Source organism: Photorhabdus sp. RW14-46, from assembly GCF_963887965.1.
Taxonomy (GTDB): Bacteria; Pseudomonadota; Gammaproteobacteria; order Enterobacterales; family Enterobacteriaceae; genus Photorhabdus; species Photorhabdus laumondii.
Window position 1 is genome coordinate 39364 of the sequence record NZ_CAWPHH010000033.1, and the last position, 11953, is coordinate 51316.

The 11953-nt window shown below is 36.6% G+C and carries 14 protein-coding genes and 2 pseudogenes; 3 read left to right on the forward strand and 13 right to left on the reverse strand.

Translation table 11 applies throughout. From position 1 onward, the window contains the following. Positions 1 to 5: 5 nt before the first annotated feature. The 8 genes from AACQ38_RS19795 to movA form a co-directional block, all read right to left on the reverse strand. The gene (locus AACQ38_RS19795; RefSeq protein ID WP_011144908.1) at positions 6 to 1373 is read right to left on the reverse strand and encodes a pyridoxal-phosphate dependent enzyme; all 1368 of its coding nucleotides are present in this window, start codon (positions 1371 to 1373) and stop codon (positions 6 to 8) included. A 125-nt stretch (positions 1374 to 1498) separates the two neighbouring features. Then, positions 1499 to 1687 (reverse strand): hypothetical protein, encoded by a 189-nt coding sequence (locus AACQ38_RS19800; RefSeq protein WP_165578873.1) that lies wholly within the window; start codon positions 1685 to 1687, stop codon positions 1499 to 1501. A gap of 15 nt (positions 1688 to 1702) precedes the next feature. Then, a complete protein-coding gene (locus AACQ38_RS19805; protein ID WP_011144909.1) occupies positions 1703 to 2245 on the reverse strand; it encodes a GNAT family N-acetyltransferase in 543 nt (180 codons plus the stop codon). Further along, a complete protein-coding gene (locus AACQ38_RS19810) occupies positions 2206 to 3432 on the reverse strand; it encodes a hypothetical protein (protein WP_207631932.1) in 1227 nt (408 codons plus the stop codon). Before AACQ38_RS19810 ends, AACQ38_RS19805 begins: the two co-directional genes overlap by 40 nt. Then, entirely contained in the window at positions 3404 to 3910 is a 507-nt protein-coding gene (locus tag AACQ38_RS19815; RefSeq protein WP_165578875.1) for a hypothetical protein, read from the reverse strand. Before AACQ38_RS19815 ends, AACQ38_RS19810 begins: the two co-directional genes overlap by 29 nt. Further along, on the reverse strand, positions 3885 to 4664 hold the full coding sequence (locus tag AACQ38_RS19820) for a multinuclear nonheme iron-dependent oxidase (protein ID WP_165578876.1): 780 nt from the start codon (positions 4662 to 4664) through the stop codon (positions 3885 to 3887). The genes AACQ38_RS19815 and AACQ38_RS19820 overlap by 26 nt, the downstream gene beginning before the upstream one ends. A gap of 3 nt (positions 4665 to 4667) precedes the next feature. Then, a complete protein-coding gene (locus tag AACQ38_RS19825; protein WP_207631933.1) occupies positions 4668 to 5744 on the reverse strand; it encodes a multinuclear nonheme iron-dependent oxidase in 1077 nt (358 codons plus the stop codon). Between the two features lie 58 nt (positions 5745 to 5802). After that, entirely contained in the window at positions 5803 to 5880 is a 78-nt protein-coding gene (movA, locus tag AACQ38_RS24185; protein ID WP_434086436.1) for a methanobactin-like peptide MovA, read from the reverse strand. A 219-nt stretch (positions 5881 to 6099) separates the two neighbouring features. On the opposite strand from movA, the pseudogene AACQ38_RS19830 reads away from it, so the two are divergent. The 3 genes and pseudogenes from AACQ38_RS19830 to AACQ38_RS19840 all read left to right on the forward strand — a co-directional run. After that, positions 6100 to 6614, forward strand: a pseudogene (locus tag AACQ38_RS19830) (transposase); the annotation flags it as partial. A gap of 183 nt (positions 6615 to 6797) precedes the next feature. Continuing rightward, positions 6798 to 7442 carry a hypothetical protein gene (locus AACQ38_RS19835; protein WP_049789728.1) on the forward strand — a complete coding sequence of 215 codons (645 nt, stop codon included), beginning with the start codon at positions 6798 to 6800 and terminating at the stop codon, positions 7440 to 7442. A 127-nt stretch (positions 7443 to 7569) separates the two neighbouring features. Then, positions 7570 to 7785: pseudogene (locus AACQ38_RS19840) on the forward strand (transposase); the annotation flags it as partial. 1694 nt (positions 7786 to 9479) lie between these two features. On the opposite strand, the gene AACQ38_RS19845 reads toward AACQ38_RS19840, so the two are convergent. The 5 genes from AACQ38_RS19845 to AACQ38_RS19865 all read right to left on the reverse strand — a co-directional run. Further along, the gene (locus AACQ38_RS19845) at positions 9480 to 9728 is read right to left on the reverse strand and encodes a hypothetical protein (protein WP_207631934.1); all 249 of its coding nucleotides are present in this window, start codon (positions 9726 to 9728) and stop codon (positions 9480 to 9482) included. Between the two features lie 187 nt (positions 9729 to 9915). Next, a complete protein-coding gene (locus AACQ38_RS19850; RefSeq protein ID WP_165578879.1) occupies positions 9916 to 10119 on the reverse strand; it encodes a hypothetical protein in 204 nt (67 codons plus the stop codon). A 4-nt stretch (positions 10120 to 10123) separates the two neighbouring features. Continuing rightward, on the reverse strand, positions 10124 to 10270 hold the full coding sequence (locus tag AACQ38_RS19855; protein ID WP_165578880.1) for a hypothetical protein: 147 nt from the start codon (positions 10268 to 10270) through the stop codon (positions 10124 to 10126). A 176-nt stretch (positions 10271 to 10446) separates the two neighbouring features. After that, positions 10447 to 10887: a hypothetical protein gene (locus AACQ38_RS19860; protein ID WP_228903144.1), complete on the reverse strand. Its 441-nt coding sequence runs from the start codon at positions 10885 to 10887 to the stop codon at positions 10447 to 10449. Then, positions 10887 to 11953, reverse strand: a 1067-nt coding sequence (locus AACQ38_RS19865) for a VENN motif pre-toxin domain-containing protein (protein ID WP_242685632.1), incomplete at its 5' end; no start/stop codon positions are given. The genes AACQ38_RS19860 and AACQ38_RS19865, both read right to left, overlap by 1 nt.

Below are 11953 nucleotides of genomic sequence, written 5' to 3' on the forward strand. Positions count from 1 at the left end.
AAAAATCAATTAAGTTGCTGACGCCATGCGTTCAGCACATCTGTGCGAGTTACCAGCCCAAGAAAACGGCCATTATCGACGATCAGCGCCACATGTCCGGCGTCGAAAGTTGCCATCAATTGTTGCAGAGAATCGTTTTTATCCAGCGTTCTCACCTGATGAGTCATGGCGTGGCTAACGGGCAGGCTAAAATTGCGTGGATCAGCCTGCACGGTGTGCATCAAATCCCACTCGTCGATAATGCCAACGACTTGCTCTTCTTTCAGCACCGGTAATTGAGAAATCTCATACAAGCGCATTCGGGTATGTGCAGTTTTTAACGTATCTTCTGGCGATATAAAAACCGTAGCGCCATCCTGATAGCGGTAAGTAATATAATCGCTGAGATCGTGCTGTTGCACACGTGATTGGAATCCCTGTTCCAGCATCCAATAATCGTTAAACATTTTTGACAGATACTTGTTTCCGCTGTCACACGCTAGCGTAACCACACGTTTGGGGGTGGTTTGCGCACGGCAGTAGCGCAGTGCGGCGGCGAGCAAGGTTCCGCTGGAAGAACCCGCCAGCACACCTTCCTTTAGCAACAGATCACGGGCACTGGAGAAAGCTTCTGCATCACTGACACGGTATGCGTGGTGCACTCGACTGAAATTGCCCAGAGGAGGGACAAAATCTTCGCCAATACCTTCCACCTGCCAACTCCCGGCCTCACCATATTTGCCGTGTTCGATATAGTCTACCAAGATAGAACCAGTTGGATCTGCCAGAACAAACTCAGTTTCCGGCGAAACTTGAGCGAAATAGTGGCTCAAACCGCCGAGCGTACCGCCGGACCCGACACCGATCACCACGGCATCGACATTGTGGTCCATTTGCTGCCAGATTTCCGGTCCGGTAGTGGTAGTATGCGCTGCTGAATTAGCCGGATTATTGAACTGATCGATATAATAAGCACCGGGGATCTCTTGCGCCAGACGTAGGGCATAATCTTGATAGTACTCTGGATGACCTTTGCTGACATCAGAACGAGTAAGACGTACATCGGTACCCAGAGCACGCAGATGAAACACCTTCTCTCGGCTCATCTTATCTGGAACAACCAGAATCAATTTATAGCCTTTCAAGGCAGCGACCAGTGCCAACCCGATGCCGGTATTACCAGCAGTAGCTTCGATAATTGTCCCACCAGATTGAAGTAACCCTTGTTCTTCCGCCTGCTCGATCATGGAAAGAGCAACGCGATCTTTAATAGATCCGCCGGGATTTTGATTCTCCAGCTTAATAAATAATTGACATGGGCCGGTATTCAGATGCGTTAACTCCAGCAATGGGGTATTACCAATCATATCGAGAACAGAGCGTGATGTGGTCATATCATATCCAGATAATCCGTTGTATTCAGATAGTTATGGAGGATAACGCTGTATATGTATTTGTTTGAAAGAATGAATAGCAACCATATATAGCTAAAAGGAATATATTAGTTTTATTTTAGATGTTAAGAAGTATAGACGTTTAGATTTCCCAATTTATTAAAGTGTGAGGTATACCCGTCCTCTTTCAAGTTGCCTCTTTGTTGGCTGCACTCGCTCACCCCGGTCACATCGTTCTCTATGCTCCCGGGGATTTGCTCCCTTGCCGTCGCGATCCATCTTGAAATCCATAGGGTATATTGTTCCTTCCACAAAAAATCTTAGCTTAATCACCGGTTGTTTGTTACATTGTCTATTACTGTTTCAGATATTCCTTTAGTCATATAGTATTCATCTGTCAGTTCACCATTTATAAATAGTGAGCTAGTTCTGATGCCAGAAAAAATAAAACCTGATGACAAATACAGCTTTATTGCCAATGTGTTTTTTATTGCAACGGTTAATTCAAGTCTACTAACTCCATTTTTCCGTGACCAATCTTGTGCTTTGTTGAGTAGGGTTCTTGCTATGCCTTTATTTCTATATTCTTTTTTTACTCCAAGAACAATAGAACCCAGATGCCTGTTCCTATTGAACACCCCTCTAGATATAACAATAAAGCCAACAATGTTTTTGCTATCTTCGCATATTAACATTTGCCTGTCTTTTCCGAATCCTTTTATTATATCCGCCTGTTCTTCAACGCTTGTTTTTCTTTCTTCTGGCTCAAGCAACATAAATTCCGATGTGTTATCCAAATCATTAAAAAAAACAATGAGATTGTTTGCATCTTCTACGTTAACTTCTCTAAAAATAAAGATTTCTTTTTCCATAGCGAGTACCATATTAATGAAATTAGCGCATACAGTATATTACTGCATACAAAAATCAATAAGATTTCGAATGATGTCGGGCTAATTAATGTAGAGGTGACCACAAGTATGGTGGTAATGGGAATCACCTTAAGATATACAGATTTTGAATTTGGTGATTTGCTCCTTATTCTGTTAATAATAGATACGGAAATCAAGTCAAAGAATATGACTAATGCACAAGTTATTATATCTATTGTTTCTGTTAGCGTATTGAATACCATCAAACTGATTAATGGTGAGACGGTTGAAAAGATAATAAGGTAAAATAAGTTGGTACCTATAGCTATATTTAAAAAATTGTTTTCATCACTTCTGTAATTTGCAGCCAATGAAATAACAGCAGAAAAGCCCGTGACAAATAGATAATTCATAACCCCCATGTAAACAAATAACTTTGATAATTCTATGTTTGAAATTAATGTCGATACAAACCTTATTAAAATAGACATCAATATCACTAATGATGTAGATGTTAAAGCCTCATTTATTCCTATATTCACAATATCTTTAATGTAAGGTAAGTCAACTTTTTTCCATTTTATAAATTTTATTAATGGGATTGAAGATGAGATGGCCATGTATGCCCTTGAGATACTGATAGCAAGAGCAATAGAAAATATTAAATCACCAGTAAATAAGTATAATGCAATCAGGGCGAATACATTTGTTAATATACTGAATGAGTTGACTTTTACCATGTACCTTTCTTGTTTTGTAGACTCTAGAATTGCGCAGTTAACAGAATATATACATAATGGTATAATTCCGATTGATAGTATCCATGCTATTTTTTTCGTTACTGTATGGTCACTGTAATAATGTATTGATACCACAGATATTAGAGTTATTAATAAGCCTATTACCGTTCCTGTTATTAGAAGCCAAGTGTAGTTTTCGTAAGTGTAGTTTTTATTTTTAATGTCTGATTTTATATTAATGCCGATGAAAAAGGTACATGAAGCAACAACAAATATCTGAACCAACTGTGATGATAGTAAAAAAAATCCGGCATCGTCTGTAGACAATTGATATATTAGTGCGGTAATAATAAGTTGCATTGCCATATTTAACATTCTACTCTTAAACATTGTTATCGATGGCAATATAATACCCTTGTCAAATATATATAATTTCTTTTCTTCCATCATGATGTCCATTATCCATAATATCAATCTTAGCTATGTATAACTTTCTTGCAATTGACGCTTTTTTTGACTTTTTTGCTATAAACTTATATCCTTCTTTAATCTTGGAGTATATTATTATCTCTTCTTTCTCGCTTTTATCAAAATAAGTCCATTGGCTTGCTGAGAAGATTAATAAATCATTCATCATCTCATCTGTAAGGTGCTTTTTACTTTCATGTTTGAAAGATAAAAAGTATGCAAATATTCTCCAATCGAGATGATATTTTCTTTTGTTTGCCCAACGTATAAATTCTTCTACTTCTTCAAAAGAAACTTCAGCTTTAGATCTGCTCAGAGGGTTGTTTAGTACATTAGTTATATTATAAATCATGAGCTTAGATAGAGAGTCTGATTTGTTTTTTGGTAGTTCTAATGCGGATTCTCCAGTTACAACATAAGAGTAACAATTTCTATTGTCTGCATAATTCGATGTCATTAATCCAGTCTCCTAATACAAAATTATCATCTCTTTCAACAGATAGTGATGTAAGATTGTCCTTACTTTCTGTTCCCAATTTATTAAAATACTTTAATGAAAGATTAGATATTCTATCTGCATGAGTGTCAACCAAAAAACTAGGGCGTAATGATGTTTCTGCATAACCACCAATGTGAAGATGGTTCATTTCTATATCAAGCCATTCTTCAAATGGGGTTCCCGTGTTTTCTTGTGCAATTACAGCATTTGATATGTCAAACAAAAGTCCATTACCGCATTTTTTTGTCATTTCTTTAAAAAAATCTGGTTGTAGCTTGGCGTTTTCATCAAGTATTGAAGGGAAGTTTTCTAAATAAATTTTTTCGCCAATTATATCTTGCCAAAGGCTTACTGAATCGAAGTATTTATCTTTTTCAGAAGAGTAATCTATTTCACCCATTGTTGGTAAAGGATAGCTATTATGATAAAAAATACCAACATGATCAGATATATATATGGGGTTTAGTTCTTTTTGGAGTAATCTTATTCTTTTCCCTATACTCTCTAAATCTTGTTTGCTTCTGTGCATATATTTAGAGTTCATGATATGAAACGCTATCGGTAATCCTTTGCTTATGCCAAGTATTGAGTCAGGAGTGCACTGCAAAAAGTTATCTATTAATATCTCTATGAAATCGACCTTTCTTAATGATATTATCTCCTTTAGAACGCTTAGTTCTCTATTTCCCGACCAATTGGTTCCTATTTTCATGATTCACCTATTCACAAAACTTTCGAATGATTTTAAATAATGAACTGAATTTATAGTTTCATCTTCCTCTTCTTTTGTTAGGCATAGGTTTACTTCACTTTCTTCTATACTTAATATCCAACTAGATATAAGCGACTCAATGTTTTCCGACTTAGCGATTTCAATTTCCTTCTTGTTTTTTATGGCTGCTAGCAGAGTTTTTGATAGGTATGATTTCGCATAATTTCTCATGTTGGTATTTGAGGGTTTACTTGTTTCTTTATTTTTTAATAATATTGAATTCAATTTTTCAAAGTCATTATTATAACCAGATAAGTTCTTTAACCAAGAATTTTCTGTGTGCTCAATATTTATATAGCAATTTTTTTTGATTAATTTGCTGGAAACTATTTTCTCAAAAGAATCCCAAACAATATGATGAATTCTCTCTGAATGTCCATCATGAAATGCTCCATCCTTTCCCTCAATTATTCCTGATAGATGAACCTCGACTACATTATCCCAATCTATCATTCCAATAAATATAAGAGGATCAACTTTTGCATTTACTGAATTGATGATTAGATGAGCCAGGTCAACTATTTGTTTAGAATTACTTTCTTTACTTATGTAATTCGCGCTTATTATCGCGTTAGAGATCTCACTTGGTCCACCAGAGTAAAAGTTTGAATTTTCTATCCATGTATCTATTTGATATGTGTGAGAAACCCTTTTTAAGAAATTTATAGCATTTCTTTCTTTCCTCTTGCTTCTTTCATAATGGGGAGTAAAACCATATTTACCAATGTTATCTTTTCTATTTCCACACAAATGAAAACCAATGCTAATTGTTTTTTCCGTGTTGATTATTCGTGGCATAATGTTATTAATATAGTTACAGCCTGATTGAATATCTTCTGTTATTGCACTTCTGGCGATGTGAAGAGAGAATTTTCCATCGTATCTTTCGAATGGAGTTCTTTTTTCTGCAACTGATAAAATATTGTATGCAGTAATCCCTAATTCTATCATCGATACTTTACTCGGTATGTGTATTTCACCGCTAAGAAAATTAGGATTAAAACCACATGCTATTCTCATGTCTGCTTCCTTATGTAGAACATGGCCAGCCAAATTGGTTAGCCATACGCCAATATTTTTATTTATTGTATGAACCGCAGGTCATTTCTTTATCTTCAACTTCGACCTCAATTTCAACAGATGTTTTCTTTTGCATGTTTATATCCTCGATTTAATTTTAAAAATGACTTTTCATAAAGTCACCTCACTATATAATTTATAATATTCACAGTGTCTTTTTATTTTCTTTTTAATTGTGATTTATATCACAATAAATGTTAATAATATGTTACAGCCAGGTTATTGACAAAGTTATGATTTTTCAACCCGCAATTTGCTTTAATTAAGCTCCGTTCACCAAACGGGGTTTGCGGCCATGTTAAGAACACCCCCTCTCCAGACTTTCTCACCAGAAACGCTCTTGTTTGACGAGCTGGCCCTTAAAAATCATTTGGTCCGTCAAGTCGATGCCGTCATTGATTTCGAATTTATCCGCGAATTAGTAGTCCCATTGTATTGCCACAATAATGGCTGACCGGCTATCGATCCAGTTATGTTGCTCAAGATGATGTTACTGGACTATTTTTATTTGGTATTTCCAGTGAACGCTGTCTGGTACAGGAAATTCAGGTTAATGTGGCTTACCACGGGTTTCTGCGCTTCGGACTGACAGAGAAGGTCCCCGATTCCTCAACCCTGAGTCAGAAATGTCGTCGTCGTTTCAGTCACAGCGAGGTCTTCCGGCAAATTTTTTACAACATTGTTGAGTAAGCGATTGCCAAGAGATTGGTCGGTGGACGGGTACTCTGTACTGACAGCACCCGTCTGAAAACCAGTGTCAATCTGCACAAATCAAGGAACGAACAGCGAGCTGTGCCCCCCTGTACCTATTAAAGCAGTATCATGGGCACCATTAGGCCCGTTTTTGTGGGTTGCTGAAGGTGAAAATACAATGCCTTTTGGTAGCAACAGTTCAAAATATCAAGCAGATAGAGTTGCTGATCGCAAGGCTTTATTATTTTTATCTGTGGATGGGGGAATATTCAGTGTAGCAGGGTCCAAAATGGCATTTGGGTGAGTGCTCAGACCAGCTTAGTGAGAAAAAATGGACACAGCATTTTTCATAATGAAAAAAACAAACCTCATTATTTTGAATGGGGTTTGCCAGCGGTCTGTAAAGCAGTTCACTTTTTTTATCTTTCCGACCAGGAATATGACATAAAAGGATTTATTGATAAATTTGAAGAAAATAGCAAATTTTTATGCAATGTTTTTTCTGCGATTGTAGGATTGCATATTAAAAGAATTTTTCTAAAAGAGCTTGAAGAGAATTATGAAATAGAACCTGAATTTTATAATTCACGAATTTATTTATCGGCAGAAAAACGTGGTAATATAATTGATGCTTTTGAAACAGTTTTGCCCTATTACTTAGCGCCTAAACAGAATAGCCAGTATGAACATATTTATCTTCAACCAAGGGGAGATGATTTATTGTATTTTGTATCACCATGCAATTCACCTAATCAAACGATTGCAAAAGAGAACTTAATTTACAATATTCTGACTATGGATAAAGAGGGAAAACAGATAAATGCGATGGAACAAAATATCACATCTATTTTCCTACGTTCTTTTACCAACGATATATTAAGGTTAAGGGAGGTCAGTAAAAGCTCTTTATTTGAGAAAATAGCTAAGATATATATTGAAAACTAGCTGGAAATTAAAAGATTTTCTCTGAAAAAGCGGAAGGATTATACCGGCGGCACTGAGGCCATGCTAAAAGTCACGGTGCCATCTTTTCCTTCGAAAGGGTACTCCCGCCGACATAAAGCTGGAGAGGAATAATTGGCAAAAGTAGAAACGCAAAATCCAGAGCATACATGCCCGTATCGCAATATCCGCAAAGATTACCTTCATAAAGTCACGATGACTATCAGCGAAAACCACCAGCAAAAACCACGCCATGATCGTCATTGAGGACTTAAAGGTGAAAAACCTGTCAAAATCAGCGGCGGGGATGGTTGAACACCCCAGGCCCCACGTCAGGGCAAAATCCTGATTAAATCGTGCGATACTGGATCAGAGTTGGTATGAAATGCGCCGCCATTAGGGGAAAAAACATAATGAACGATTTTCAAGAGGTCAATTAACTCTTGAAAAAACCTTAGTGTTTACGTATCCCTGAACTGATTCAAAACATTTAACAGGATTAACCGGATTTTAAAAATCATTTAAAAAATGGACTTTGATCTTAATGCCATTATTTGATCTGTTACCTTCTATGGTTTTAAACCTGAAAAATAAAATAAAGAATAAACTGAATGCAAATTTAATGAAAATGGGGAAGATAAATAGGGGATATAAAACGTAAATACCATTTATTAAATCTTTTCTAGTGATAATAAAATCCTTTTTATCGTTGATGAGTCAGCTAAGGGGTAAAAACAGGTACTCCATTAATGCCAGATTTTTAAATGGTATAGAGTGATTAAAAACGGCCTATTTACGGCCATAATCATTTGAAAATACGAGTGCGGATAGATTAAAGGATTTATATAACAGCTTGATTTAACATAATAAATTTCACTTTTTAGCAGGGCAGTTAATGACATTTAATCGAAACCCATTAACCATTAATGGCAAGTTAAAAAGCAATCAGCACGATAGAGAAAGTTTTTTAATGAACTGAAAGTGAGATGTTTTCTCACCGTCATTTTAAGGCGTAAGCTATAAAAATAATGCAATAAAAAAGAGATAAAACGGTTAATCTGGTAGGATTTAAGCTTTTTAAAAAAAGAGGGGTTATCGGAGAAAACATCAAGGGATATCTTTAATATCGTCAGGCTATTTACCGACTGATTGATAAAAACCACTCAGGATTACCAGTAAAACAGAGCCAGTAAAAATAAAATGTATAAAGGATAAAAATAACGGTTAAAACTTTATGCCGATTAAAACCAGAGATTAAAAAAATGATTTTTAATAGTAGCTTAAAAGCTGTCTATCATAAATATTTCAGTGAAAAATAAGAAAAAAATTGGTTTTGTTAATGTTCATGTTTCTGGAAAAGAGGGAATATGATCATATGAGTAATTTAATCAAACAATCTATTTTCCCAAAGGAGCAGACTTTAATAATTTTTTTAAATGGTATAAATTTTTCCATAAAACCAGTTAAATAATCTGTCATAAAAAAGTTCAAGTGAATGATTTAACAGAATACGAATCTGGTTAATTACAGTGTTATTATTTTTCATTTATTATGTAAAACTGTAAAATACGCTGGATTAAACGGCTTTACACTGTTTTAATCAGTTTAGTCTACGATTTGATTTAAACTATGCTGCTTTTTATGTCTTTAATGTGATCTGGGATTAAAATCAATTTATATCCTTATTTTCTAAATTTTTTTCGTGCTTTGTTAACGCTAAAATACCTGTCCAACGGTGATCACTTTTCTGGCTGATTAATCTGCTAGGCTTTTTATCCTTGCTGGTGTAATGAGGTATTATTCGATATTGAAAAAATTATCAACCGATAAATATGCTATCTTAAATGTTCGGTGATGCGACAATATGATGTATTTTAAATAGGTTTTTCAGCAACGTGAGATCCCAACTAAAAATTAAATGGCCTGAATCTGGTGGAGTTACTGACTCAGGTATCATTAGCCGCTTAGTGTAAACTGTCCAGCTTTATTGGGCACTTCATATTGGTTGGGAGCCCATTTAAATTTGCTATAAATTGCATATTATCTGCAATCTGTTATATCTATTTTTATATTCTCTCCATCAGAGATATTCCGTATTTGCAGAGCAAAATTAGCTTTAATTCTCATGGCTTCAAATGATCGCGATAGATAAAGATTCTCCAACTCATATTTTCCTCCTGCAACGAAGGGAATTTTAGGTATTAAATGATAACCAGATTGAATAGGTCCATTAATTTTTTGCCAGGAATGCGCTAAAGAACACCCTGTTAGGACTTCGTAATCTTCCAATATAATTCCACGCCATTCATTTATGCTTTCAGCCAATTTATCAAATAAAGCTGTTTCAGGATCGAATGCATAGATACAATCATCTTTTAAACAAAACTGATTTCCAAAGATATCTTCTGCAAAAAAAGAGCGTTTTTAACCATATCTTCATATGAATTAATCCATAGTTCACTGTTATTCTAGCCTATTAGACCGATTTTTTCGCCCACTTTTTCATATGGAAAAACTTGTAAGGCTGACTTAAACCCATAAAATCCATTTTTTTCTTTAATAGATAACTTAATTCATCTACTAATGATGGCCCATAAACAGAAGCAATGTATTTTTCTGGCTTAATAGAAGAAATGTCATTACTACAAATAGATAATAACTTGTCAGTTAAAGGCCGCATTTTTTTATTTCTCCGTCTGACATACAAAAGGGTATCTTTCCACACAGGATAAGGCACTGGTGATATCCCGGTCTGCCAGTGTAGAAACGTGGTCATGGCCTTGAATTTTCCCGCCGAGGTTGGTGATGTCCTGCTGGGTGGTTAAATCCACTTTACCACCCTGAATAGAGCGTAAGCATCTAGTTATCGCATCTGGCTGTAGAAAGATAATATAGAGCAATTTTGCATTTAAACTTGAGCAAATATTTACTGTAATTCTTTATACAGAGCTTTCCCCTACTTATTGGGTGTCCAACTTTCGGGGAGGGCATATGATCGGGATTAATGTTATTTCAGCATTAGAGAAAGCTTACTTATGAAGTTGTTTTTATTGAATTCAATATGTAATACGTAATTATCTCTTACATATTTTATCCATCGGTTAATGTATCCCAACAGCATATCTGGTTTGCCTCCTCCGCTTGAAGTTGGTGTTCCCATGATTTCAATAAATTCGGACTCTTTTCCCTTTAGCTCTATACCTTCTGGTAGCTCGCCGATATAACCAGTAAAGCCTTCACTAGGTTCTATAAAGAAAGTAATTTGATCTATAATATTATTCTCTAGCAAAAGTAAAATTCCTGAACTATAAAAAGAATAATAAATCCTTTCTCCTAAAATATCAGGGGAAACATCAGGCATCTCATTAATTTCTTGAATTAATAAAACAAAACGACGATCGAGCTTCGAGCACCCAAGCAAAGCTATAATTTCTTGTAATTTCAACATTATTTCATTACTCCTTTACTTCGATTACGTTCTACGATCTGTCGTACCGCATCATCAACTAATTTAGGGTCATAACCACGTTCTATCATATTACGTCTCAAAGCTTCGGTATCACGGCATACAGCACCACAAAGATCCTGTGCGTCTTTCTGAACTTGAGCTGGAGTATTTTTACCTCCATAAGTCGGGCTGGCTTTATGTGCATCCCGTGGAATTTCAACGGCCGTTGCATTTTGATATAAAGTTTTTTCCTCTGCGGGGGTTAGTTTTCTTCCCAACTCATTTTCTTTTGCTTTTCTAAGTGCTGCAAATGACGGAATATGATCATGCTCTAGTCCATCCCCCACGACTGCACGAGATTTTAATTCCTTGTAGGAGTTAACGTCGAGCACCTTAACAGCCTGGATCTCATCATTGGCTTTGTTAATTAACTTAGAGGCTTCGGCAACATCCCCTTTCACTAAGGCTTTTTCTGCCGCTTTAATGGCTTTGCCTGCGGCATCACCTGCAACAGGCACTAAACCGACAACTGCCGCTAGATAGTCTATCGCACTCTGGGCTTCTGCAAAACTCTTGATATCACCAGCAATCGGAACGAAGTCAATTCCGAAAGAAGTCGCTCCTTTAAAGAGTTCTGCCCGGTAGGCATCTATTTTGGCCGAACAAGCATCAGAGCTAAGCCCCGCACAGTGCTGTACCTTAAGCTCGGCCTCTGCCGTTTCAATCTGTTTTAACGCCTTTTGGTATTTGTCAGCTTGTGATTCGCCAGATAACTGATGTTCGACAATATCACTCAGTGCATTATTCTCAACCGCATTCTTCCCGGTCTGGGCCCCGGTGATGGCGCTTCCGGTGGAGTCACCGGCAATGCCGCCGGCCAGCCCGGCCGCCAAAGTAGAAAGAGTGCTGATGGTCTGTTTTTCCTCTTCACTTAAGTCGCTGACTTTAGCATTTTCGCCGTGAATATGCTTCATCAGTTCTCGGGCAGCCAGTTCACCGCCCGCCGCGCCTGCTGCACCCGCCAGCGCATTGTTGCCACTGACTTCGGCGGCTACTGCCCCCAGAA

Excerpts from the sequence above, each read along its gene's own strand:
- AACQ38_RS19810 (WP_207631932.1), bottom strand. The coding sequence starts at position 3,432 with ATGGAAGAAAAGAAATTATATATATTTGACAAGGGTATTATATTGCCA.
- AACQ38_RS19860 (WP_228903144.1), bottom strand. The coding sequence starts at position 10,887 with ATGTTGAAATTACAAGAAATTATAGCTTTGCTTGGGTGCTCGAAGCTC.
- AACQ38_RS19795 (WP_011144908.1), bottom strand. The coding sequence starts at position 1,373 with ATGACCACATCACGCTCTGTTCTCGATATGATTGGTAATACCCCATTG.
- AACQ38_RS19850 (WP_165578879.1), bottom strand. The coding sequence starts at position 10,119 with ATGCGGCCTTTAACTGACAAGTTATTATCTATTTGTAGTAATGACATT.
- movA (WP_434086436.1), bottom strand. The coding sequence starts at position 5,880 with ATGCAAAAGAAAACATCTGTTGAAATTGAGGTCGAAGTTGAAGATAAA.
- AACQ38_RS19820 (WP_165578876.1), bottom strand. The coding sequence starts at position 4,664 with ATGAAAATAGGAACCAATTGGTCGGGAAATAGAGAACTAAGCGTTCTA.
- AACQ38_RS19805 (WP_011144909.1), bottom strand. The coding sequence starts at position 2,245 with ATGGAAAAAGAAATCTTTATTTTTAGAGAAGTTAACGTAGAAGATGCA.
- AACQ38_RS19815 (WP_165578875.1), bottom strand. The coding sequence starts at position 3,910 with ATGACATCGAATTATGCAGACAATAGAAATTGTTACTCTTATGTTGTA.
- AACQ38_RS19825 (WP_207631933.1), bottom strand. The coding sequence starts at position 5,744 with ATGAGAATAGCATGTGGTTTTAATCCTAATTTTCTTAGCGGTGAAATA.